The 21,315-nt window shown below is 62.9% G+C and carries 26 protein-coding genes, 1 tRNA gene and 1 pseudogene; 14 read left to right on the forward strand and 14 right to left on the reverse strand.

What is annotated here, in order from left to right:
- From egtD to BF95_RS21195, 6 genes are all read right to left on the reverse strand, one after another.
- On the reverse strand, positions 1–836 hold an 836-nt coding region (gene egtD, locus BF95_RS21170; protein WP_043154171.1), incomplete at its 3' end, for an L-histidine N(alpha)-methyltransferase.
- Positions 837–841: 5 nt separating this feature from the next.
- Positions 842–2,110 (reverse strand): ergothioneine biosynthesis protein EgtB, encoded by a 1,269-nt coding sequence (gene egtB, locus BF95_RS21175; RefSeq protein WP_043154172.1) that lies wholly within the window; start codon positions 2,108–2,110, stop codon positions 842–844.
- Positions 2,111–2,184: 74 nt separating this feature from the next.
- Positions 2,185–3,036, reverse strand: a complete 852-nt coding sequence (locus tag BF95_RS21180) for a GGDEF domain-containing protein (protein ID WP_043154173.1) — start codon at positions 3,034–3,036, stop codon at positions 2,185–2,187.
- 128 nt (positions 3,037–3,164) lie between these two features.
- Positions 3,165–3,734: a cob(I)yrinic acid a,c-diamide adenosyltransferase gene (locus BF95_RS21185; protein WP_043154174.1), complete on the reverse strand. Its 570-nt coding sequence runs from the start codon at positions 3,732–3,734 to the stop codon at positions 3,165–3,167.
- Positions 3,735–3,740: 6 nt separating this feature from the next.
- On the reverse strand, positions 3,741–3,977 hold the full coding sequence (locus tag BF95_RS21190; protein WP_043154175.1) for a twin transmembrane helix small protein: 237 nt from the start codon (positions 3,975–3,977) through the stop codon (positions 3,741–3,743).
- Between the two features lie 9 nt (positions 3,978–3,986).
- Positions 3,987–4,982, reverse strand: coding sequence for a glutamyl-Q tRNA(Asp) synthetase (locus BF95_RS21195; RefSeq protein ID WP_081764251.1), 996 nt, complete (start codon positions 4,980–4,982; stop codon positions 3,987–3,989).
- Positions 4,983–5,076: 94 nt separating this feature from the next.
- Here BF95_RS21195 and BF95_RS21200 point away from each other — a divergent pair, with 94 nt between their 5' ends.
- Together BF95_RS21200 and BF95_RS21205 are read left to right on the forward strand one after the other, a co-directional pair.
- The gene (locus tag BF95_RS21200) at positions 5,077–5,643 is read left to right on the forward strand and encodes an HNH endonuclease (protein ID WP_043154176.1); all 567 of its coding nucleotides are present in this window, start codon (positions 5,077–5,079) and stop codon (positions 5,641–5,643) included.
- Positions 5,640–5,912: a hypothetical protein gene (locus BF95_RS21205; RefSeq protein WP_235209921.1), complete on the forward strand. Its 273-nt coding sequence runs from the start codon at positions 5,640–5,642 to the stop codon at positions 5,910–5,912. Before BF95_RS21200 ends, BF95_RS21205 begins: the two co-directional genes overlap by 4 nt.
- Positions 5,913–5,918: 6 nt before the next feature.
- Here the strand turns inward: BF95_RS21205 and BF95_RS21210 are convergent, their stop codons facing one another.
- Positions 5,919–6,650, reverse strand: coding sequence for a Crp/Fnr family transcriptional regulator (locus BF95_RS21210; RefSeq protein WP_200867032.1), 732 nt, complete (start codon positions 6,648–6,650; stop codon positions 5,919–5,921).
- Positions 6,651–6,849: 199 nt separating this feature from the next.
- Here BF95_RS21210 and murA point away from each other — a divergent pair, with 199 nt between their 5' ends.
- Entirely contained in the window at positions 6,850–8,133 is a 1,284-nt protein-coding gene (gene murA, locus BF95_RS21215; RefSeq protein ID WP_043154177.1) for a UDP-N-acetylglucosamine 1-carboxyvinyltransferase, read from the forward strand.
- Positions 8,126–9,652, forward strand: coding sequence for a PAS domain-containing protein (locus tag BF95_RS21220; protein ID WP_043154178.1), 1,527 nt, complete (start codon positions 8,126–8,128; stop codon positions 9,650–9,652). The genes murA and BF95_RS21220 overlap by 8 nt, the downstream gene beginning before the upstream one ends.
- Here BF95_RS21220 and BF95_RS21225 read toward each other — a convergent pair.
- From BF95_RS21225 to BF95_RS21235, 3 genes are all read right to left on the reverse strand, one after another.
- On the reverse strand, positions 9,600–10,034 hold the full coding sequence (locus BF95_RS21225) for a response regulator (protein ID WP_043154180.1): 435 nt from the start codon (positions 10,032–10,034) through the stop codon (positions 9,600–9,602). The genes BF95_RS21220 and BF95_RS21225 overlap by 53 nt on opposite strands.
- A 99-nt stretch (positions 10,035–10,133) precedes the next feature.
- The gene (locus BF95_RS21230) at positions 10,134–10,364 is read right to left on the reverse strand and encodes a DUF2188 domain-containing protein (RefSeq protein WP_200867033.1); all 231 of its coding nucleotides are present in this window, start codon (positions 10,362–10,364) and stop codon (positions 10,134–10,136) included.
- Position 10,365: 1 nt separating this feature from the next.
- A complete protein-coding gene (locus tag BF95_RS21235; protein ID WP_043154182.1) occupies positions 10,366–10,983 on the reverse strand; it encodes a DNA-3-methyladenine glycosylase family protein in 618 nt (205 codons plus the stop codon).
- Between the two features lie 79 nt (positions 10,984–11,062).
- Here BF95_RS21235 and BF95_RS21240 point away from each other — a divergent pair, with 79 nt between their 5' ends.
- Positions 11,063–11,380, forward strand: coding sequence for a 2Fe-2S iron-sulfur cluster-binding protein (locus BF95_RS21240; RefSeq protein ID WP_043154185.1), 318 nt, complete (start codon positions 11,063–11,065; stop codon positions 11,378–11,380).
- A gap of 92 nt (positions 11,381–11,472) precedes the next feature.
- On the opposite strand, the pseudogene BF95_RS21245 reads toward BF95_RS21240, so the two are convergent.
- A pseudogene (locus tag BF95_RS21245) lies at positions 11,473–12,212 on the reverse strand (TrmH family RNA methyltransferase).
- Between the two features lie 105 nt (positions 12,213–12,317).
- Between BF95_RS21245 and BF95_RS21250 the strand changes: the two are divergent.
- The 6 genes from BF95_RS21250 to BF95_RS21280 all read left to right on the forward strand — a co-directional run bounded on the left by BF95_RS21250 (position 12,318) and on the right by BF95_RS21280 (position 16,920).
- Positions 12,318–12,404 (forward strand) — tRNA-Tyr (locus BF95_RS21250).
- 95 nt (positions 12,405–12,499) lie between these two features.
- Positions 12,500–12,820 (forward strand): DMT family transporter, encoded by a 321-nt coding sequence (locus BF95_RS21255; RefSeq protein ID WP_043154187.1) that lies wholly within the window; start codon positions 12,500–12,502, stop codon positions 12,818–12,820.
- Between the two features lie 616 nt (positions 12,821–13,436).
- Complete coding sequence (locus BF95_RS21265) at positions 13,437–13,844, forward strand: hypothetical protein (RefSeq protein ID WP_043154190.1); 408 nt, start codon at positions 13,437–13,439, stop codon at positions 13,842–13,844.
- Between the two features lie 34 nt (positions 13,845–13,878).
- Positions 13,879–14,226 carry a helix-turn-helix domain-containing protein gene (locus BF95_RS26715; protein ID WP_235209922.1) on the forward strand — a complete coding sequence of 116 codons (348 nt, stop codon included), beginning with the start codon at positions 13,879–13,881 and terminating at the stop codon, positions 14,224–14,226.
- Positions 14,219–14,674: a hypothetical protein gene (locus BF95_RS21275; protein ID WP_043154192.1), complete on the forward strand. Its 456-nt coding sequence runs from the start codon at positions 14,219–14,221 to the stop codon at positions 14,672–14,674. Before BF95_RS26715 ends, BF95_RS21275 begins: the two co-directional genes overlap by 8 nt.
- Positions 14,675–15,069: 395 nt before the next feature.
- Complete coding sequence (locus BF95_RS21280; RefSeq protein ID WP_043154194.1) at positions 15,070–16,920, forward strand: ABC-F family ATP-binding cassette domain-containing protein; 1,851 nt, start codon at positions 15,070–15,072, stop codon at positions 16,918–16,920.
- A gap of 7 nt (positions 16,921–16,927) precedes the next feature.
- On the opposite strand, the gene BF95_RS21285 is transcribed toward BF95_RS21280, so the two are convergent.
- The gene (locus BF95_RS21285) at positions 16,928–17,425 is read right to left on the reverse strand and encodes a GNAT family N-acetyltransferase (RefSeq protein WP_043154195.1); all 498 of its coding nucleotides are present in this window, start codon (positions 17,423–17,425) and stop codon (positions 16,928–16,930) included.
- Positions 17,426–17,444: 19 nt separating this feature from the next.
- On the reverse strand, positions 17,445–17,807 hold the full coding sequence (locus BF95_RS21290) for a hypothetical protein (RefSeq protein WP_043154196.1): 363 nt from the start codon (positions 17,805–17,807) through the stop codon (positions 17,445–17,447).
- Positions 17,808–17,922: 115 nt separating this feature from the next.
- Between BF95_RS21290 and BF95_RS21295 the strand changes: the two genes are divergently transcribed.
- The 3 genes from BF95_RS21295 to fixJ are packed head-to-tail and all read left to right on the forward strand — an operon-like array spanning position 17,923 to position 20,529.
- Positions 17,923–18,738 (forward strand): universal stress protein, encoded by an 816-nt coding sequence (locus BF95_RS21295; protein WP_043154198.1) that lies wholly within the window; start codon positions 17,923–17,925, stop codon positions 18,736–18,738.
- Positions 18,739–18,757: 19 nt separating this feature from the next.
- Entirely contained in the window at positions 18,758–19,909 is a 1,152-nt protein-coding gene (locus BF95_RS21300) for a sensor histidine kinase (protein WP_043154200.1), read from the forward strand.
- Positions 19,906–20,529, forward strand: coding sequence for a response regulator FixJ (gene fixJ, locus BF95_RS21305; RefSeq protein ID WP_043154201.1), 624 nt, complete (start codon positions 19,906–19,908; stop codon positions 20,527–20,529). Before BF95_RS21300 ends, fixJ begins: the two co-directional genes overlap by 4 nt.
- Positions 20,530–20,696: 167 nt before the next feature.
- Here fixJ and BF95_RS27590 read toward each other — a convergent pair whose 3' ends face one another.
- Positions 20,697–21,164, reverse strand: coding sequence for a hypothetical protein (locus BF95_RS27590; protein ID WP_161774378.1), 468 nt, complete (start codon positions 21,162–21,164; stop codon positions 20,697–20,699).
- Positions 21,165–21,315: the final 151 nt, after the last annotated feature.

Raw genomic sequence — 21,315 nt, forward strand, 5'->3', positions numbered from 1 at the left:
TCGCCCCGCGCCATGCGGAACGCTTGGCCCGCAACATGGAAGTGCAGCGGCCGCACCGCTTCCAGATGCATCTCGACCCGCGCCTTGGCATCGTTCCAACGCGCGCGGTGGGCGAAGCCATCAATGGGCAGGTCGCCTTCCAACTCGCGGTTGATCCGCGTAATCAGGTTGAGGTTGAACGCCGCTGTCACGCCCGCAGCATCGTCATAGGCGGCGATCAGCCGGTCTTGATCCTTGATCCGGTCCATCCCGATCAGCAGCATCGCGCCATCGGCGACCGACGCATCGTCCAGCACACGGCGCATCGCGCGCAGCAGATCGACCGCCGCGTCCGGCTCCATATTGCCGATGGTCGATCCGGGGAAAAAGCCAAGCCGGGGCATCGCCCCGATCGCTTTGGGCAACGTCAGCGGCTGGTTGAAATCGCCTTCCAGCGGGATCACCGGCAGATTGGGGAAAGCCTGCGCCAGGGTCGCGCTGCTCGCCCGCAGGAAATCGCCACTGATGTCGATCGGCACATAGGCCCCCGGCGCGATGGCGCGCAGCAGATGCGGGGTCTTGCGCGAACTGCCCGCGCCGAACTCCACGACCGCGCGGCCTTCTCCCATCGCCTCGGCAAAGTCCGGGCCATGCTGCTCCAGCAGCGCCGTTTCGGTGCGTGTGGGATAATATTCGGGCAGGTCGGTGATCGCCTCGAACAATTCCGACCCATGCCGGTCATAGAACCAGATGGGTGGCGTCGCCTTGGGGCTGCGAGACAGGCCTTCGACGATGTCGCGGCGAAAGGCTGGATCGACCGCTTGGGTTGCGGTCGGTGCGTCGTCTGTCAGCAGCATGGTCGTTACAGATCCTTCGCCAAGCGCAGTCCGGTGAACTGCCAGCGTTGATGGGGGTAAAAGAAATTGCGGTAGCTCGCCCGCACATGCCCGCGCGGCGTAGCGCAACTGCCGCCCTTCAGCACGAACTGGCCCGACATGAACTTGCCATTATATTCGCCGATCGCGCCCGGCGCTGCCTTGAACCCTGGATGGGGGCGATAGGCGCTGCCGGTCCATTCCCACACATCGCCGAACATCTGCGTCAGCGATGCGGTCGCATCGGCCGGGTGGGGACGGGGGCAGGCGGCATCATCCAGCAGATTGCCGGACGTCGCGGCGATATTCTGTGCCGCACTTTCCCATTCCGCCTCGGTCGGCAACCTTGCACCTGCCCAACTGGCATAGGCGTCGGCTTCGTACAGGCTGATGTGGCTGACCGGCGCGGCGGGGTTCACCGGCTGACGTCCGTCCAGTCCGAAATGGGTCCAACCTTGTTCGCCCTGCGTCCAATAGAACGGTGCCTCGATGCTTTCCGCCTGAACCCAGGCCCAGCCATCGGCCAGCCAGTGCGCCGCCGTGCGATAACCGCCATCTTCGATAAAGGCGATCCACTCGCCATTGGTCACCGGGCGATGCCCCAGCGCATGGGGATGGAGCAGCGCTTTGTGCCGTGGTCCTTCGCAATCGAAGGCGAAACCGCCCCGGCCGTCATCGCCGATCTCGACCAGTCCCTCGCGCCCCTCGATCCAGTGGAGCGCACCCGGCAAATCCATCGATGCAGCGTGCGGGCTTGTGAACAGCGCCGGCTCCATCGGATTGAGCGAGAACAGATGCAGCAGGTCGGTCAGCATCAATTCCTGATGCTGCTGCTCATGATGCAGCCCCAGCGTCACCAGCGAGCGCGCCTCTAGCGACAGCATGGGAATTGCCGCCATCACGGCTGCATCGACATGATCGCGATAGTCGCGCACCTGCGCCAGCGACGGCCGGGTCAGCATCCCCCGCATCGGCCGCGCATGCCGCGCGCCCTCGGCTTCATAATAGCTGTTGAACAAGAAGGCGTAGCGCGGATCGAACGGTCGATAGCCCGGCACATGATCGCGCAGCACGAAAGTTTCGAAAAACCATGTCCCATGCGCCAGATGCCATTTGGCGGGGGACGCGTCGGGCATCGACTGGACCGTCGCATCGGCGTCGGACAGGGGCGAGCCAAGCGCCTGTGTCAGCGTGCGCACGTCGCGATAGCGCGACGCCAACGTATCCCCGTCCAACTCGGTCCAACTTCTGGCCATGCATGCCCCTTACGCTATGCTCGCGTGGTTAGGCAGCGAAAAGCGCATGAATGCCCTTTAGGGTTCCCCCCTTTTCAGCAGCACACCGGCTGGGCGGCGCGGCAAACCCGGTCGCGGCCCTGTTGCTTGGCATCATAAAGCGCCTTGTCCGCGCGCGCGATCATCTCGTCGATCGGCATACCCTGCCAGCGCGCAATGCCTGCGGAAAAGCTGATCGCGCGGCCATTGATCTGGCCGATTGGTTCCTCGCGCATTTGGGCGGCGATCCGCGAGAGCGACCAGCAGGCCTCATCCTCGATACAGTCCGGGAAGAAGACCACAAACTCTTCGCCGCCCCAGCGCGCGACATGATCGACCCGGCGCAACTGCGCCGCCAGCCGCTGTGCGAAGGCCGCCAGCACCCGGTCGCCCTCACCATGGCCCATCAGGTCGTTGACCTGCTTGAAATAATCGATGTCGATGATGGCGATGCAGCCCTTGCGCCGTGTTTGGGGCAGCATGTCGATCTGCATCAGGAAGCCGCGCCGGTTGGCGATGCCGGTCAGCGGGTCTTCATGCGCGGCGACCGTCAAATCCTGCATCTGCGTGCGGGTGACCTGCGCGGCGCGATGCATCCCGGCGTAGAGCGTCTGGATGACGTCGCCGACCTGCGGCAGGGGAGTGGGATCGCTCTCCTGCCCCTGCAATGTCTGCGCCAGCGCCTGAATGGGGTTGAGCAGCGCCCCGATACCATAAAGCGCGATGCCGGTGCCGATCACCGTCGCCAACGTCAGCAGCGCAAACTCCGCCAGCGCCAGCCGCCCGGTCGCAAAGCCCCAGACCATATAGCCCAGCAGCGGCATATGCGTGGCAATGAAGCAAAGGGTGAAAAGCCTGAGGCGGAGCGAGCGCGGGAAGATGAAGGAGGTCGCCAGATAGAAATGCATGTCAGCCCAGTCTTGATTACAAACTGGACGGAAAATCGTCGGCGCGCCTAAATGAGGGCTGAAGAAACAAGGTTAACGCGGCTGCTTGCGGCCAGCCGTGCCGCGCATGAGTCAGGCCGCCTCGTCGCTCAGCGCGACGCGCCCGGCACCCATTTGACATCGCGCGCGCCATTGTCGTTCAAGCGGCGCGCCAGGACGAACAGCAAGTCGGACAATCGGTTCAGATAGATGAGCGCTTGCGCATTGAGCGTCTCATCGACCGCCGCCGCCGTCGCGCTGCGTTCGGCCCGTCGCGTAATCGCGCGGGCCAGATGCACTGCCGCTGCCGCCGCTGATCCGCCGGGCAGCACGAAGCTGTCGAGCGGGGCCAATTCGGCGTTCATGGCGTCGATCTGCTGCTCCAGCCGCTCGACCTGCCGCTCCACCATCCGCAAGGCCCAGGGCGGGTCCGCCGCGTCCGTTATCGGCGTCGCCAGGTCCGCGCCCAGGTCGAACAGGTCGTTCTGGATCATCGTGAGCCACGCCGCTTCGGGCGCATCGCCGATCGCCAGGACAGCCAGCCCGATCGCGCTATTGGCCTCATCCACATCGCCTACCGCTTGCATGCGCGGCGCATATTTGGGCAGGCGGGTTCCGTCGGCAAGGCCGGTCGTTCCCGCATCGCCCGTGCGGGTGTAGATCTTGTTCAGCTTGACCATGAAGGTTTACCCGTTGCCCTTCATCAGCAACAGGATCGCGACGATGATGATCGCCGCGGCCTGAAACAGCACGCGGTTCATCATTGCCTTGTTCTGCTTCAACCGCGATGGACCGGGGCCGCTGCCTTCCGGCGCATTCAGTTCCTCCTTGGTCGTTTGCAGGAAACTGATGATGCCACGGACAAGCGCGAACAGCGTCGCGGCCATGGCAAGGATGAGGGCGATGACTAGGACTGTGTTCATCACTGTAATCTAGGCGCTTGCCAGCCTGATTCCAACCGGAAAGCACTTGCCTCTTAGGGCAGCCGCCAGATCCGCCGGATTGACGCCCTGCGCGCGCAGGTCCGCCAGCGCGATCGACCCGTCGCGCTTCGCCAGCCGCTTGCCATCCGGCCCGACCAGCAACGGATGGTGGCAATAGATCGGGGAGGGGAGGGCGAGCAAGGCCTGGAGCAACCGATGAATATCCGTCGCGCCTTTCAGATCATCACCGCGCAGCACATGGCTCACCCCCATCGTCGCATCGTCGAGCGTGCAGGACAGATGATAGCTCGCGGGCGCATCCTTCCGCGCCAGCACCACATCGCCATGCGCAAGCGGGTCGGCGCTACATAGACCCTCCCCTTCAGGTTCAAACGAGGCACGTGACTCGTTTGAAGGGTTGGGGTGGGGGCTATCGCCTTGGCCGGGCGCTTTGGGCAACTCACCCTCTCCCTTGAACGGAAGAGACGAAAAATCCACCGCCCGCCATTCCACCACCCCAACCCGCGCCACCGCCGCCGCCATATCGATCCGCCACGCATGCGCCTCGCCCGCCGCGATCCGCCGCGCCCGTTCGCCCTCGCCCAACCCGCGGCATGTCCCCGGATAAACCGGCCCCTCCGGCCCATGCGGCGCGGTCAAACTCGCCTGAATATCCGCCCGGGTGCAGAAACAGGGATAGAGCAGTCCCATGGCCCGCAACCGATCGAGCGCCGCCTCATACGCCTCCAGCCGCTGCGACTGAAAAACGACATCGCCGTCCCACGTCACGCCCAGCCAGGTCAGATCCTCGATGATCCCCGCCACATGCTCGGGCCGGCTGCGCGTCCCGTCGATATCCTCGATCCGCAGGCGAAACGCGCCCCCCGCCGCGCGCGCCATGTCCAGGGCCAGCAATGCGGACCAGCCATGGCCGACATGCAGCCGCCCGGTCGGACTGGGGGCAAAGCGGGTCACCATATGCGGTAGGGCGATACTATCGGTCATACAGGCTCTTGACGGACGATATTGGTTGATGCTGTCATGCGGATGTCATGTTGCTGGTGGATCAGCGGCGTCGGCAAGGGGGTAGAAGGGTTCTATGTACCATCCCGACCTTATACGGCACCCGGAAAACTGCCCGGCGCTCGTGCTCAATGCGGATTACACGCCGCTCAGCTATTATCCGCTGAGCCTGTGGCCGTGGCAGACGGCGATCAAGGCGGTATTTCTCGATCGCGTGGATATCATCGCCAGCTATGAGCGGCAGGTGCATAGTCCCAGCCTGGACATGAAAATCCCTTCGGTCATCGCGCTCAAACAATATGTGCGGCCGTCCGAACATCCCGCCTTCACGCGCTTCAACCTGTTCCTGCGCGACCGGTTCGCTTGCCAATATTGCGGTGTCAGCACGGACCTGACCTTCGACCATGTCGTGCCGCGCCGCGCGGGCGGGCGCACCACCTGGGAAAATGTCGCCACCGCCTGTTCGCCCTGCAACCTCAAAAAGGGCGGGCGCACGCCCAAGCAGGCGGGCATGCGGCTCCATGTCGAACCGATCCGCCCGACGACCTGGCAATTGCAGGAACATGGCCGCGCCTTCCCGCCCGGCTATCTGCACGATAGCTGGCGCGACTGGCTCTATTGGGATGTTGAGCTGCTGGCATGACGCAGGCGCTGCGGCTTGGCTTGGCGACTTTGCTGCTGCTTGGCCCAGGCCCGCTCGCCGCGCAGGAGGATCATAGCGGCCTGACCCGCGCCAAATATGTGCGCAACTGCCTGATGTGCCACAATCGCGCTGCCCCCGAAGGCCTGTCGCCCGACATTCTCGCCCGCCTTGCGCCGCAACCCGACCTCAAGCCAGCAGTTGCCATGCCGGGCGTCACCTGCTGGCGACGCTGCGACCGTTGCTTCGCGCCAGCGCCCATCAAGCGGTAACGGCGCTCAGCCGACCGGCAACCAGTTCAAGTCCATATCCTTTTGCCGATTGGTATAATGGCCGATCTCCTCCAGCCGGGCCAGATCGCGCAGCGTGATGCGGCCGTTTGTCCGGCTGATCAGTCCTTCTTCCTCCATCTGCCGGACCATGCGGTTCACATGCACGGATGTCAGGCCGATCGAATCGCCGATCTCCTCCTGCGTCAGCCTCAGGTCGAAACTGTCGGTGATGGCATCGTCGGTGACGCGCAACCGGTCGAACATATCGAGCAGGAAGGACGCGACCCGCGCCTTGGCCGATGTCCGGCCCAGCGAGGCAAGCCTATCCGTCATCGCCACCCGCTCGGCGTTGGACAACAGGAACAGCAACGCGGCAACACGCGGCGATTCATCGAGCAGACGGCGCAGCGCATGTTTGTCGAACGGGCAGACAACCGCATCCGACAGCGCGACCAGCGATTCCGGCGCGCGGCTATAGATGGTGCTGGCCGATCCGATGAAGTCGCCGGGAAAATAAACACGCAATATCTGACGGCTACCGTCCGGCAGGATGACGAAACTCATCACCCGGCCTTCGCGCAGCACGAATAATTCGGTTACCGTCTCATTGACGCGCTGGACCATAGCCCCGCGCTTTATCTTGCGCGGGTTTTCCTCCAGCCGTGCCAGTGCCGTCTTTTCCGGTTCGGACAGGGGCACCTGCTTGGCCAGCCTTGCGGCGAAACAACTTGTTGCCACCGATAAAACCTTCTTCCAATTGTCGTTACGATGGCAAAACGCCCAAAGCGCCTTTTGGCTGCATTTGCGTCTTTCGCACTAAACTCGATCAAGCTTCTGACGATTGTTAACCGCTTATTGCGGTTCGCCCACCACTCGGCGACAAATGGCAGGGTGCCTGCCTTGCGCGGCGCGTATTTGCCGCTATTAACCCTGTCCGATGGACCGCATTGATATTCGCGGCGGCAACACACTGAACGGCCGCCTTCCCATTTCCGGCGCGAAAAATGCGGCTTTGACGCTGCTGCCCTGCGCCTTGTTGACCGACGAGCCGGTAACGCTGCGCAATCTGCCGCGCCTCGCCGACGTCGACAGTTTCGGCCACCTGCTGAACCAGTTGGGTGTCTCGACCATGATCGAGGGCGCAAGGCCCGAGGATTTCGGCCGCGTCCTCACCATGCGCGCGGGCCGTGTCACCTCGACCGAGGCACCTTACGACATCGTGCGCAAGATGCGCGCGTCGATCCTGGTGCTTGGCCCCTTGCTCGCTCGTGCGGGCGAAGCGCGGGTGTCGCTGCCGGGCGGCTGCGCCATCGGCAACCGGCCGATCGATCTTCATCTCAAGGCGCTCGAAGCCTTTGGCGCGGTCCTTGAAATTACCGCAGGCTATGTCCGCGCCAGCGTGCCCGATGGCGGCTTGCCGGGTGGTCACTTCACCTTCCCGGTCGTGTCGGTGGGGGCGACGGAAAATGCGCTGATGGCTGCCTCGCTCGCCAAGGGCACCTGCATCCTCGACAATGCCGCGCGTGAGCCGGAAATCGTCGATCTGTGCAAGCTGCTGATCGCCATGGGTGCCGATATCGAAGGCGTCGGCACCGACCGGCTGGTGATCCATGGCCGCGAACGGCTGCATGGCGCGACCTATAGCGTGATGCCCGACCGGATCGAGGCGGGCAGCTATGCCTGCGCGGTCGCCATTGCCGGGGGATCGCTCGACCTCGCCGGAGCCAATGCCGACGATATGCACGCCATCATCGTCGCGCTGCGTGAGGCCGGGGTGCAGGTCGATCCCTATAAGGGCGGCATCCGAGTCGCCTCGGACGGCAAACTGCGCCCGCTCACCCTTTCGACCGCGCCGTTCCCGGCCTTCCCGACCGACATGCAGGCGCAGTTCATGGCGATGTTGACCATGGCCGATGGGGCATCGGTGCTGACGGAAACCATCTTCGAAAATCGCTATATGCATGTGCCCGAACTGGCGCGCATGGGGGCCGATATCGCCGTCAATGGCCGCACGGCCGTGGTGCGCGGCGTGCCCCGCCTCGTCGGCGCGCCCGTGATGGCGACCGACCTGCGCGCGTCGATGAGCCTCATCCTGGCGGGTCTCGCGGCCGAGGGTGAAACCCAGGTCAACCGCGTCTATCATCTCGATCGCGGCTATGAGCGGCTGGAAGAAAAACTGTCCGCCGTCGGTGCGGATATCGAACGTGTCAGCGATGGCTGAGGGCCGCGGCCTGGAGACGGATCGTGCCGCGCTGCTCGCGCTCTACGATCTCGACGCCGGTGGTTTCCGCAATCTGGACGAGATCACGGAGTTCGCAGCTACGCTGTGCGACGCGCCGATCGCGTTGGTCAGCATTGTCGAGGATGTGCGCCAGCGCTTCCTGGCGCGTACCGGGCTGGACGCGGAGGAAACCCCGCGCGACGTCTCCTTCTGCGCACACGCCATGCTGGGGTCGGACATTTTCGTCGTCCCCGACGCAACCCAGAATGCCCGCTTCGCCGACAATCTGCTGGTCACCGGGCCGCCGCATATCCGCTTCTACGCTGGCGCGCCGCTGGTCGGGGCCGATGGTGTGCCGCTTGGCGCGCTATGCGTCATCGACACCAAGCCGCGCCCCGACCTGACGCCGATGCAGCGGCAGGGCATGGTCCTGCTTGCGCGGCAGGTGATGGTCGAACTGGAAGGGCGTCGCCGCGACCGCGACATCATCACCTTTCAGAAGGAAAGCGCGGCGGCCCTCGCGACCAGCGACCGCATGTTCCACACGCTGGCCGACACCATGCCGCAAATGGTCTGGTCGACGCTGCCCGACGGCTATCATGACTATTATAATGCGCGCTGGTATGAATATACCGGCACGCCGTCGGGCTCTACCGATGGCGAAGGGTGGAGTGGCGTCTTCCATCCCGACGATCAGGAACGCGCCTGGGGCCGCTGGCGCACCAGCCTGGTCACCGGCGAACCCTATGAGATCGAATATCGTCTGCGCCACCATAGCGGCGAATATCGCTGGACGCTGGGCCGCGCCTTGCCGATCCGCAATGGCGAGGGCGTCATTACCCGCTGGATCGGCACCTGCACCGATATCCACGAACAGAAATTGATGATGGAAGAGCGCGAGATGATCGCGCACGAACTCTCCCACCGGATCAAGAATATCTTCTCGGTCATCGCCGGGCTCATTGGTCTCTCGGCGCGTCAGCATCCGCAGATCAGCGACGTTGCCGATGACCTGCGCGACCGTATCCTGGCTCTTGGCCGCGCGCATGACTTCGTGCGCCCACACAGCGCCGATTCCGCGCCGCAGCCGGGGCAGGGCGTGGGCAGCCTGGTCGGCATTCTCGACCAGATTTTCGCACCCTACCGGGGGCCGGACGGATCGCGGATTATCATGACGGGCGATGATGCCGCGATCGACGACCGATCGGCAACCCCGCTGGCGCTGCTCTTCCACGAACTCGCCACCAACGCCGCCAAATATGGCGCATTATCGGTGCCGGACGGGCGGGTGCATCTCCATGTCAGTGCAGGGGCCGACGATGTCCGCATCGACTGGCGCGAAGCGGGCGGCCCGACCGTCACGCCATCGGACACCGATGGATTTGGCAGCCGGCTGATGACGCTCAGCGTCGAACGGCAGCTGGGCGGGCGGATCGAAAAGGAATGGCGTTCCGAAGGCCTGGCGATCAGCCTCTCGATACCGCGCCGTTCAATGAGTCGGACGGCGCAAAAGGAATAAAGCCGGTAATTGCGGTGGCGCTGGGTTCCGGCGTGTCCGCCGCAGCCATGCGCAGCGCGGCCACTATGCTGTGCGCGCGAAAGGGCTTGGTGATAACGCCGAGCGCCGCGACCGATGCCGGGCCGATCTGGGCCGGATTGGCGGTCACATAGATGACCCGCACGCCATGATGGGCGGCCAGTTCCATGCCGATCGCCGGGCCCGTCGGCCCATCGCGCAGATTGAGGTCGACCAGAGCGATGTCGCACGTATCGGCACAGGCGAGCGCGGCCTCCCTGTCGGCGGCGATCGCGCCGACATTGAAACCCGCATCTTCGACAATCTGCTCAATTTCCAGTGCGACGAATATCTCGTCCTCGACGATCAGAACCTTCTTGCGCATTCACATTTCAGTATAACCTAGATCAAGGAAATGTCCCGCGCGCCGATTCGGTTCCGTCTTTGCGGATAAAGCGTTGAAAACTACACTATTGGACAGGGCTTACGCCGCCTCGCTGGTCCACAGCGTCTCGAAATCGGTGCCTTTCATCAACAGCACCGACGCCGGATAGCCGCCCTCGCTTGCCTGCCGTGCGGTCGCCGTCGCGCTCTCGACCGCTGCCGCCTGGGTCGCGAACCGCCCATAATATGTGTTGTTCAGATTGATCTTCCACGCGCCATCATGGTGCAGGACGATGTAGCGGGCATGGGGGAGAGTGGGGGGCAGGGACATGTTACAAAACCTCTATATTATAATGGTGCCAGGCCATGATCGCCGCCGCGCCGCGATGCGGTCGCCAGGCATCGGCCAGGATGCGGGTCGCCTTTTCGCTCGGCCGTTCGGGCAATCCCAATATCCGCCCGGTTTCGATCTGCACCGCCAGGTCGCCCGCCGGCCAGATATCGGGGCGCCCTTCCGCGAACAACAGATAGATTTCCGCCGACCAGCGCCCGATCCCCTTGATCCGCACCAGTTGCGCGATCGCTTCCTCGTCATCGGCGGGCAGGGCGTGCAAGTCCAGCGCGCCCGAAACCACCATCTCGGCCAGGCTCCGCGCATAGCCCTGCTTTTGCCGCGACAGCCCGCACGCGCGCAACGCATCATAGTCCCGCGCCAGCAGTATGTCGGGCGCGCAACCCGCGCCCAGTTCCGCCTCCAGCTTGCGCCACACCGCACCTGCCGACGCCACGCTCACCTGCTGCCCGACGATCGTGCGCAGCAACGTCTCATAGCCGGGTTCCCGCACGCGCGGTTCAGGATAGCCCGCCCGTGCCAGCGCGGCGGCGAAGCCCGGCTCGATGGCGGCGATCGCGTCCAGGCTGTCGCGCAACTGTTGCGCCGTCGTCACCATGATGTTTCCCTCAGCAGCGCTTGATTTTCCGGCGTCGCTCCGTCAGAGCGGCGGAGATAATTACTAGGGGACTGGATAGATGCCGAAACTGATCGTGGTCAACCGTGCGGGCGAAGAACAGGCTGTCGAAGGCGATAATGGCCTGTCGGTGATGGAAGTCATCCGCGACAATGGCTTTGACGAATTGCTGGCCCTGTGCGGCGGCTGCTGCTCCTGCGCCACCTGCCATGTCTATGTCGATCCCGACTTCGCCGATGTGCTGCCCGCGATGAGCGAGGATGAAAACGACCTGCTCGACAGCTCCGACCATCGCAACGACACCAGCCGCCTGTCCTGTCAGGTCGTGCTGAGCGACGCCCTAGACGGCCTGCGCGTCACCATCGCCCCCGAAGACTGACCCAAAATCCTCCCCTGTGAGGGGAGGTGGCAGCACGAAGTGCTGACGGAGGGGTGTCGCCCTATCAAATGGGCGACACCCTTTCCTTTCTTCTACCGACTCGCCGCCGCATACAGTGCGATCGCCGCTGCATTGGAGACGTTCAAACTCTCCATCCGCGGGCTGATCGGCAGCTTCGCCAATATGTCGCAATGCGCCATGCTGTTGTGCCGCAAGCCTTCGCCCTCGGCCCCCAGCACCAGTGCCACGCGCGATTCGCCGATGGCGTCGCCCAGCACCGTGTCCGCATCGCCATCCAGCCCAATGCGCCAATAGCCTGCCTCGCAATCTCATCGAGCGCCCGCGCCAGGTTCACCACCCGCACCCACGGCATGATTTCCAGCGCGCCCGACGCCGCGCGCGCCAGCACGCCCGATTCGGGCGGCGCATGCCGGTCCTGCGTGACGATGCACAGCGCATCGAACGCCGCCGCCGATCGCAGGATCGCGCCGACATTATGCGGGTCCGTCACCTGGTCCAGCACCAGGATGGGGCGCTTGTCGTCGCGCCCCTGTTCCAGCACTTCGTCCAGCCAGACATCGTCCAGCGGTTCGACTTCGGCGACGATGCCCTGATGCGGCGCGTCCGACGGGACCATCCGGCCCATGTCGGCGACGTCGGCATAGACGATCGGCAGCACAGGCGGCAGGTCCAGCGGGGCCAGCGCTTCGCGCGTGCCCCATATCTTGCGCACGATGCGATTGGGGTTGGCGAGAGCCGCAATAACGGCGTGACGCCCATAGAAGCGCGGGAAGGCGCCCTTGGGCTTGGCGGAGCGATGACCTCTTTTCATGATTGCGCTCATTTCACATCCACCCATTGACAGGCAAGCCTCGTTTCGCCATTGAGCCGCCTCCGGCGCGATGAAAGGCAGTTTTCTGTCATCGCACAGGGTACTGGACAGGTGGCCGAGTGGTTAAAGGCAGCAGACTGTAAATCTGCCGGGCTACGCCCTACGTTGGTTCGAACCCAACCCTGTCCACCACCCTTGCGCATTGCGCCCCGGCGTGCGGCCTCTTCCGGGTTTCCGGCTGGCGCGCCCTCCCACCGAGCCCGCTGAGAGACGAAAGGGAAGCGCCCATGGCGTGGCTTATCCTCGGCATCGCTATATTCACCGAAATCTGCTGGGCCTTGAGCCTCAAATGGGCCGCAGGGGTTGCCACCTGGCAGGCGTCGATCATCCCGATCGCGCTCAGTTTCCTCAACATGGGCCTCCTCGCCCTCGCCATGCGCGGCATCCCCGCCGGCACCGCCTATGCCGTCTGGACCGGCCTTGGCGCCGTCGGCGTCATCATCGGCGGCATCCTCTTCTTCGGCGACCGCGTGAACGGCGTGCAGATGGGCTTCATGGCGCTGATCGTGGTGGGCGTCGTGGGCACGAAGTTTTTTGCGAGTGCGTGAGGGGGGAGGTGGCGGGATGGTGCCATTTTTGGTAATGAGAGGGCGAATTTTGACTTCCCTTACCGGACATTCATTCTGGATCTTTCGCTGCGCCTCAACTCACTAAACCGGCCGACTAGCCGTCGACCAATAGCCGCTGGCAGCGTAGATTCGTTCGAAAACAGGCGCTTGCGACGCTTTCGAAATATCAGGCTCCTTTTTATGCCAGCCCTTTTCTACTGCAGATAGGCTAAGCATCATCAAAAAACCGACCGATTGACCAGAAGCCTGTTATTACCCCTTAAAGATTCGTGATTTGTTCTAGCTTCAACGGCTGACTTTGGTCTCAAATGATTAATTTGTAGGTTAAGAACCCGATTCTTTCGTATTTAATGCGATAAGATTTGTGCTTTCTCATTTTCTTTCCCATTTTTTTGCAAATCGGGATGATTGTGCGTGAAGAACTGCAGTTGCAGTTCGGTCTCGTGAATGACATTGAATATAGGTCGATTGTGAGAGATGCTCTATCCTCGGCGGTAGGAGATCGGGCCCATTTATCAGGCCAAAAGGATGCGGAAGCGTTGAAGTGCCATGGGAACAACTGTGTTAATGATTGCTTGTATATCGGAAGCGATATATGAGCGCTGTCGCACGCCGATTCTCTTTCGAGATTGATGATGAGGTCAAGCTCGACATCGAAGATATGCTCAAAGAAAGTCCGGACGAAGCCGATGAAGTGATTGTGTATCTTGAAGAGCTGCGAGGCGATATTGAGTTATGCAAGCGTTTGATCGACGAGGGGTACGAAGATGAGCGGATCCGAAAAGTTGAACCGTTCTATGCCCTGCAACAGCAGCGATATAATGCCTATACAGTTAGACTGTGGGAAGTTGATAAATGGCGGTTGATAACAGCTGCAGATTATCGGCAACATCTTATTGCTGTTCTTTATATAATGAGGCGGGATGAAGATTATGGCGCAGGCGCACAGGCAAGGGTTATCGCGGCCTTCGAGAGGCTCGGGATGGACCGGATGGGACACTAGCCGCCTTCGCCATCGATCTGCTGGCTTTATCGTGATGCCAGCGGAAACTTGGCATTTTGACAGCCAGCGACCTGGTTTTTCATCTCTTGATGAGTTTTTGGCTGATGTGAGTGGGCGCGCCGGAATGGCTGAGCGTTTGGTTGTCGCTAGAAAACGGATCGCCGCTCGTGCTGCCCCAGCGCCAGCCTCTCTAGCACAACTGCGGCTAAAAGCTGGCCTATCGCAAAAGCAACTGGCTGATGCTATTGGAACGTCGCAACCAGCGATCTCGAACTATGAGAGCGGGGAACGAGAGCCAACAATCGCAAATATCAAATCGATGGCTCGCGCTTTGAACGTATCTTTTGATGTCTTACTGCCGGTATTGGGTCACAATGGATAAGCCCATCCAACTTTCACTATTCTTCTGCGAGGATATTCGTATGGAGGTGGGGGCGAAGCCTTTTGTAATAGGACTTCTAGCACCTGTTGTCACCGCTACAGTGGATGGGGAGGAGGACGAGTCGGTTTACCTCGTTACATCAATCCAAGGAGGAGCGGAGCACCGCACGTCGGGCGACTTAGATCTTACCCTTGAAGTGACAATTCAGAACCCCGGCAACGAGCCGATTACCGAAACGAGAATTGCTAAAATTCCACGATTTGAAGATGCTGAGATCGAAGAAGGTGAGGACTGGAAAATATGGCGCCCAATGACTCTCGTTGTGCCATCGTGCGACGCGGGTACGAGAGTGTTCGCTACAGTCTCTTGCGGAGATGCCAAGGCTTGGGCTTCGCTTCGCTATCACAAGTTTCCTGACGATGAGGAAGAGAACAAGAAAGCCGAATAGGTTGGCCGCGATGGCAACACTGGATCAGTCATCAGTTCGGTGAATTTTGGCCATGGCATGAGTTGGTCGATGACAGATCGGCGGCTATTCGCGTCTACTCACCCGTACCCCCCCATTCACCTACCAGTCCAAAATCCCCCTGTCCTACATCCCCCACCTCATGCCACACTCTCCCCCGCGCTCTTTCTCTCCGTCAGCTTCCCACCCCACCTTGCGGCCCCCTCACACACCCCCACCCACTTCGCAAAAATTCGCCTATTGCGAAATCTGCGCCACCCGTCTGTCCCCACGCTTTTGCGTCGCCCACGACACTGTATACTTCGCAACCAGCCGCGCCCTTGCAAAACGCCGCTTCCTGCCTTTGCTGCACCGCACGCCCATGCTAGGGGCGCGCCATGCTTAATCTGAATGCCATCACCGTGCGCCTGGGCGGCCGCATCATCCTTGACCGTGCCGCCGCCGCGCTGCCGCCCCGGTCGCGCGTTGGCCTCATCGGCCGCAATGGCGCGGGCAAGTCCACGCTGATGAAGGTGATGATCGGCCAGCTCGACCCGGACGAGGGCAGTTGCGACATGCCGCGCGACACGCGCCTTGGCTATATCGCGCAGGAAGCCCCGTCGGGCACCGCGACCCCGTTCGAAACCGTGCTGGAGGCGGACAAGGAACGCGCCGCGCTGATGGAAGAGGCGGAGCATACGCAAGATCCCGACCGCCTCGGCCATATCTATGAGCGGCTGACGACGATCGACGCTTACACCGCGCCCGCCCGCGCCGCCCGCATCCTGGTGGGCCTGGGCTTTGACGAAGAAATGCAGGGCCGCCCGCTCGACAGCTATTCGGGCGGCTGGAAGATGCGCGTGGCGCTTGCCTCGCTGCTCTTTTCCAACCCCGACCTGCTGCTGCTTGACGAGCCCTCGAACCATCTCGATCTCGAAGCGACGCTCTGGCTCGAAAATTTCCTCAAAGCCTATCGCGGCACCGTGGTCATCATCAGCCATGAACGCGACCTGCTCAACAATGTGGTCGACTATATCCTGCATCTCGAAGGCGGGAAGGTCACCCTCTATCCCGGCGGCTATGATGCCTTCGAACGGCAGCGCGCCGAACGGCTGGCCCAGCTCGAATCGGCCCGCACCAAGCAGCAGGCCGAGCGCGAAAAGCTCCAGGAGTACGTCGCCCGCAACTCCGCCCGCGCCTCGACCGCGAAACAGGCCCAGTCGCGTGCCAAGGCGCTGGCCCGGATGCAGCCGATCGCCGCCGCTATCGAAGACCCGACGCTGCATTTCGGTTTCCCCAGCCCTGCCGAACTGCGCCCGCCGCTCATCACCATGGACATGGCCTCGGTCGGCTATGGCGACACGCCGATTTTGAAGCGCATCAACATGCGCATCGACCCGGATGACCGGATCGCGCTGCTGGGCCGCAACGGCAACGGCAAGACGACGCTGGCCCGCCTCATCGCCGCGCAGCTCGCGCCGATGGAAGGCGAAATGGCCAGCAGCCCCAAGATGAATGTCGGCTATTTCACCCAATATCAGGTGGAGGAGCTGGACGTCACCGACACCCCGCTCGAACATATGACCCGCGTCATGAAGGGCGCGACCCCCGGCGCCGTCAGGGCGCAACTCGGCCGCTTCGGCTTCTCCGGCGAACGCGCGGTGCAGAAGGTCGGCTCCATGTCGGGCGGCGAACGCGCCCGTCTGGCGCTCGCCCTCATCACCCGCGACGCCCCGCACATGCTGATCCTCGACGAGCCGACCAACCATCTGGACGTCGACAGCCGCGAGGCGCTGGTCCAGGCGCTCAACGACTATTCGGGTGCCGTGGTGATCGTCAGCCATGACCGCCACATGATCGAACTGGTCGCCGACCGGCTGGTGCTGGTCGACAATGGCACCGCCCAGCCGTTCGACGGCAGCCTTGATGATTATACCGACATCATCCTGCGCAAGGCTGACGGCAACAGCAGCAGCGACGCGCCCAAGGTCGATCGCAAGGCCGACAAGAAGGCCGCCGCCGAGTGGCGCGAAAAGCAGAAGCTGCTCAAGAACGCCGTCAACAAGGCCGAACGCGAGATGGCCGCGCTCGCCGCCGAACGCACCCGCATCGACGCCGCGCTTGCCAACCCCGCCAAGGCGACGGCCAAGACCAGCGACCTGATGGTCCAGCGCGCCGCGATCGAAAAGAAGCTCGCCGCCGCCGAGGAAGTGTGGATGGAAGCGGGCGCAGCGCTGGAGGCAGGCTGACCGCCGTTTAGAAACTGCGCTCCAGCAGCATCAGCGCCGGGTCGCCCTCGACGGCGCGGGCGGTAAAGCCCATTTCCCGCTCCAGCGAGATCGCGGCATGATTGTCGCGGCTCTCGATCGACTGGAGTTTCTTGACGCCCCAATGCCGCGCTTCCTGCGCCATATGGTCGAGCAGGGTCCAGCCGATCCCCTTGCCCTTGAGTTCGGGCAGGATCGAAATGGCGACCTCGCCAATGTCGCCCGCCTTGTCCGCCGCCAGTGTCGCCGCCGCGATGATCGTCGCGCCGTCCGGCTCGAATGCCAGCACCGTTTCATGCCGGTGATGCTCGAACGCGGTAATGTCATGCAGTTGCGCCGGGCTGACATGACGCACCGCGCTCAGGAAGCGGAAACGCCGGTCCTCGTCGGACACTTCGTCGAAGAAGGCAGCCAGCGCCACCTCATCGTCATGGGTGGCCGGGCGCACCATGAAGGGAAAGCCGTACCGGGTTTCAAGCGCGATCATGAACAATATCCTTTTGCATTCAGGCCGCCGCCAACGCCTTCACCAGGAAGGGCAGGGCAGCACCATCGGGTTCGATCAGGGTGATCATATTGCCCGCCCGGATCGCTTGCGCGTCCAGCCGGAACAGCCGTTCGTCATCTTCCTTGCCCGGCGCATATGCCAGCGCCCAGCCTTCGGCCGTGCGCAACAGGCTGCCATGCCGGTCGGGTTCGTTGGGCCAGAAGCGCCGCACCGTCGCGAGTTCGGGATGGGCGCGATAGGCTGGCTCGTCGATCACGCCATCGTCCCCTAGCGGCAGCCGCAGCACATAGCTGCGTGCTACCGACCCCTTGGGAAAAGCAGGAGAGCTGGCCAGCTCCAGGCGTATCGTGGTCCACGTCATGCTGGAGGAAATCGGATTCCGGCGGGCAAAATTCTATAAGGACTATCCCGGATGGTGCGCACGCCGGGGGACGCCTAGCCATCAAGGGGCGATAAACCCTGCCGGGAGACGTGCGATGAAATCGATCCTGCTGCATATCCATGACGATGTGGGCGCCGACAGCCGTCTGCAGGCCGCCAGCGACCTCGCCCGCGCCTGCAATGCCCATGTCCATTGTGTTCAGGTCACGCCCATGCCCGATCTGGTCGCGGCCGATGTCTATGGTGGCGCGGGCTATGCCCCCTCAATCGCGGCCGAACTGCATGAGATTGACGAGGCCTATCGAGTCAAAATGGAGGCGAGGCTGGCGCAGGAGGATATCGCCTGGGACTGGCGGCAGATCGACGGCGACAGCGTGGCGGGCGTGCTCTCTGCGGCACGGCTGACCGATGTGATCGTCGCCACCTTGCCCGAAGGGGGGCGGATCAGTGTGTCCGATCCGTTGCCGATCGTCGCCGACCTGGCATTGAGCGGACGGACGCCGGTGCTGGCCGTCCCGCAAGCCTGCAAGGGCTTTGCCGTGGCCGGTACGGCGCTGATCGCCTGGGATGGGTCGCCCGAATCCTGCGCCGCCCTGCGCGCCGCCGTGCCGTTGCTGCGATTGGCGGAAACCGTGGAGATCGTGACCGTCGAGGAAGCCGACAAGGCGGAGTTCCCGTCGACCGCCGCGCCCGAATATCTCGCCCGCCACGGCATCAAAGCGCAGCTGCATAGCTGGCCGCGCAAGGGCCGGTCGGTCGACGTGGCGCTGCGCGAGGCGATCGGCATGCTGGCGGCGGACTGGGTCGTCATGGGGGCGTTCGGCCATAGCCGCTGGCGCGAACTGGTGTTCGGTGGCGTCACCCGCGCCATGTTGCGCGACACCCGCGTACCCCTCTTGCTGGCGCACTGAAAGAACGGCATGGTCGGCCATGGCTGTAGCGGATGACGATAGCGATGCGCTGACCGATGCGCACAGTCTGGAACAGGCGCTGCTGGGGTCGATCTTGGCGACGATTCCCGATGCGCTGATCGTCATCGACATGCGCGGGCGGATCGTGTCGTTCAGCGCTGCGGCCCAGCGCATGTTCCAATATGCCGAAACCGACGTGTTGGGTGAGAATATCTCGATGTTGATGCCTTCGCCCGATCGCGAGCGGCATGACGGCTATATCGGCCATTATATCGACACCGGCGAAAAGCGCATCATCGGCATCGGTCGCCTGACCGCGGCGCGGCGGCGCGACGGGTCGACTTTCCCCATCGAATTGTCGGTGGGGGAGGTGGCCGATCAGGGCCAGCGCCTCTTTACCGGCTTCATCCGCGACCTGACCGAACGGCAACAGGCCGAACGGCGCGTTGCCGATTTGCAGGCCGAACTCGCCCATGCCGGGCGCGTGACCGCGATGGGCACGCTCGCCTCTGCACTGGCGCATGAACTCAACCAGCCGCTGACCGCGATCGCCAATTATATGGAGGCAGGCCGCGACCTGCTCGCCGCCCCCGGCGACCTCGACCGCGCCATGCTGGGGGAAGCGATGGACGAAAGCGCGCGTCAGGCCTTGCGCGCGGGTGAAATCATCCGCTCGCTGCGCGAATTCATCAAGCGTGGCGAAACCATGCGCCAGCCTGAACCGCTGCGCAGCCTGCTGGCCGAAGGCGCGGCGCTGGCCTTCATCGGTGTCGACAGCCGGGGCATCGACATGGATGTGCAGATCGACCGCCATGTGGACCAGGTGATGGCCAATCGCGTCCAGTTGCAGCAGGTCATCATCAACCTGGTCCGCAATGCGGTGGAAGCGATGCAGGACAGCCCGGTCCGCATCCTGCGCCTGACCGCTGCACCCGCCGACGATGGCAAGGTCGAGGTGATCGTCGCCGACAGCGGTCCCGGCCTTGCCCCCGACATGTCGCGCACGCTCTTCACCCCCTTCACCACCACCAAGGCGAGTGGTATGGGGGTCGGCCTGTCGATCAGCCAGACGATCGTCGAAGGCCATGGCGGGCGCATCTGGGCCACGCCCTCGCAATGGGGCGGCACCGCCTTTCATTTCACCCTGGACCGGGCGGACGACCTATCATGAGCGAACCCTACCCCCTCTATGTCGTGGATGATGACGAGGCGATCCGGCGCTCGCTCGCCTTCCTGCTCAAGACCAGCGGCTTTGCGGTGCAAGTCTTTGAAGGCGGGCTGCCCTTCCTGAAAGCCGCCGCCACACTGGCGCCGGGCTGTGTCCTGCTCGACGTGCGGATGCCCGACATGGACGGGCTGGAGGTGCAGCGCGAATTGCGCGGGCGCGGGGTGATGCTGCCGGTCATCATCATGACCGGCCATGGCGACATCGACATGGCCGTCGCAGCGATGAAGGCGGGCGCGAGCGACTTCATCGAAAAGCCGTTTGAAAAGGCGGCCCTGCTCGCCTGTATCGAGGCCGCGCGCAAACAGTCGATCGCCGCGCGCGGCGCGGACGCCCGCGCCCTGGAAGCGCAGGCGCGGCTCAACATCCTGACCGACCGCGAGCGCGAGGTATTGGACGGGCTGGTCGAAGGCCTGCCCAACAAGACCATCGCCTATGACCTGGGCATCAGCCCGCGCACCGTCGAAATCCACCGCGCCAACCTGATGCAGAAACTGGAAGTCCGAAGCCTCGCCGAAGCCCTCCGCATCGCCTTCCACGCCGTCGAGGGGACGCCAGCGGAATAGTCTGGTCGATGACGTAAGCTCTAAAATCCTCCCCTGTAAGGAGAGGGGGACCACGAAGTGGTGGAGGGGTGTCACCCTATCAAGAGCGTGAAACCCCTCCGTCAGCGCTGCGCTCAGCCGGCTCCCTTACCAGGAGGAGGATGACTGAAACGACCAAAATCAGCTGTTTATCCAAATTGACGACCGTGCAGATAGCGGACCAAATCTCTCGCATGTGTCCCCCAATGGAAGAACTGAAGCCGAAAAGACCAGTGGGCATCATCGGGGCCGATATTATCAGCCAGCCATATTACGTCGCGCATATCCAAAGTGATATCGCCGATGTCATCAATGGCATCCCCCATTCCCATCGCGGTATGCGGCTCATCTATGGGGTCTGCCAGCGCGTAAAAGCCGTAGGCGGCAAATCGAGCACCCACCTGATGAAAAAAGGCTGAATTGCTCTCGCGCGGTGGATCAACGTCGTAGTTTGTCGGCCCGACATCTGGTGTATCGTGATAAGCCGCGATCAGTCGATCGAGAGCTGCTGTCAGCACAGCATCGGTAGGCACCGGACCGTCCCATACTACGGAAAGAAAATGGCGCGCTGCCTCTATAGCAGTTGAACTTTGCATCATCAAAGGATGCCACTCCATCTTCCGGTGTTCAACGGCTGCTGACCTCGCAAATTATTTCCGAACCAGACAGTCACTTACCCACCCTTTTCCGTCACCCCAGCGAAGGCTGGGATCTCTGGAGATGGCGCGATAGAATGGCGCGACGCACCTAGCCCCAACTGTTCCCGCG

It is taken from the genome of Sphingobium sp. Ant17 (genome assembly GCF_000588875.1).
Lineage (GTDB): Bacteria > Pseudomonadota > Alphaproteobacteria > Sphingomonadales > Sphingomonadaceae > Sphingobium.

Excerpts from the sequence above, each read along its gene's own strand:
- BF95_RS21230 (WP_200867033.1), bottom strand. The coding sequence starts at position 10,364 with ATGTCCCTGCCCCCCACTCTCCCCCATGCCCGCTACATCGTCCTGCAC.
- BF95_RS21235 (WP_043154182.1), bottom strand. The coding sequence starts at position 10,983 with ATGGTGACGACGGCGCAACAGTTGCGCGACAGCCTGGACGCGATCGCC.
- BF95_RS21255 (WP_043154187.1), top strand. The coding sequence starts at position 12,500 with ATGGCGTGGCTTATCCTCGGCATCGCTATATTCACCGAAATCTGCTGG.
- fixJ (WP_043154201.1), top strand. The coding sequence starts at position 19,906 with ATGAGCGAACCCTACCCCCTCTATGTCGTGGATGATGACGAGGCGATC.
- BF95_RS21205 (WP_235209921.1), top strand. The coding sequence starts at position 5,640 with ATGACGCAGGCGCTGCGGCTTGGCTTGGCGACTTTGCTGCTGCTTGGC.
- BF95_RS21275 (WP_043154192.1), top strand. The coding sequence starts at position 14,219 with ATGGATAAGCCCATCCAACTTTCACTATTCTTCTGCGAGGATATTCGT.
- BF95_RS21195 (WP_081764251.1), bottom strand. The coding sequence starts at position 4,982 with ATGACCGATAGTATCGCCCTACCGCATATGGTGACCCGCTTTGCCCCC.
- BF95_RS21295 (WP_043154198.1), top strand. The coding sequence starts at position 17,923 with ATGAAATCGATCCTGCTGCATATCCATGACGATGTGGGCGCCGACAGC.
- BF95_RS21240 (WP_043154185.1), top strand. The coding sequence starts at position 11,063 with ATGCCGAAACTGATCGTGGTCAACCGTGCGGGCGAAGAACAGGCTGTC.
- BF95_RS21265 (WP_043154190.1), top strand. The coding sequence starts at position 13,437 with ATGAGCGCTGTCGCACGCCGATTCTCTTTCGAGATTGATGATGAGGTC.
- BF95_RS21200 (WP_043154176.1), top strand. The coding sequence starts at position 5,077 with ATGTACCATCCCGACCTTATACGGCACCCGGAAAACTGCCCGGCGCTC.
- BF95_RS26715 (WP_235209922.1), top strand. The coding sequence starts at position 13,879 with ATGCCAGCGGAAACTTGGCATTTTGACAGCCAGCGACCTGGTTTTTCA.
- BF95_RS21220 (WP_043154178.1), top strand. The coding sequence starts at position 8,126 with ATGGCTGAGGGCCGCGGCCTGGAGACGGATCGTGCCGCGCTGCTCGCG.
- BF95_RS21285 (WP_043154195.1), bottom strand. The coding sequence starts at position 17,425 with ATGATCGCGCTTGAAACCCGGTACGGCTTTCCCTTCATGGTGCGCCCG.
- BF95_RS21180 (WP_043154173.1), bottom strand. The coding sequence starts at position 3,036 with ATGCATTTCTATCTGGCGACCTCCTTCATCTTCCCGCGCTCGCTCCGC.
- egtB (WP_043154172.1), bottom strand. The coding sequence starts at position 2,110 with ATGGCCAGAAGTTGGACCGAGTTGGACGGGGATACGTTGGCGTCGCGC.
- murA (WP_043154177.1), top strand. The coding sequence starts at position 6,850 with ATGGACCGCATTGATATTCGCGGCGGCAACACACTGAACGGCCGCCTT.
- BF95_RS21290 (WP_043154196.1), bottom strand. The coding sequence starts at position 17,807 with ATGACGTGGACCACGATACGCCTGGAGCTGGCCAGCTCTCCTGCTTTT.
- BF95_RS21190 (WP_043154175.1), bottom strand. The coding sequence starts at position 3,977 with ATGAACACAGTCCTAGTCATCGCCCTCATCCTTGCCATGGCCGCGACG.
- BF95_RS27590 (WP_161774378.1), bottom strand. The coding sequence starts at position 21,164 with ATGGAGTGGCATCCTTTGATGATGCAAAGTTCAACTGCTATAGAGGCA.
- BF95_RS21300 (WP_043154200.1), top strand. The coding sequence starts at position 18,758 with ATGGCTGTAGCGGATGACGATAGCGATGCGCTGACCGATGCGCACAGT.
- BF95_RS21185 (WP_043154174.1), bottom strand. The coding sequence starts at position 3,734 with ATGGTCAAGCTGAACAAGATCTACACCCGCACGGGCGATGCGGGAACG.
- BF95_RS21280 (WP_043154194.1), top strand. The coding sequence starts at position 15,070 with ATGCTTAATCTGAATGCCATCACCGTGCGCCTGGGCGGCCGCATCATC.
- BF95_RS21225 (WP_043154180.1), bottom strand. The coding sequence starts at position 10,034 with ATGCGCAAGAAGGTTCTGATCGTCGAGGACGAGATATTCGTCGCACTG.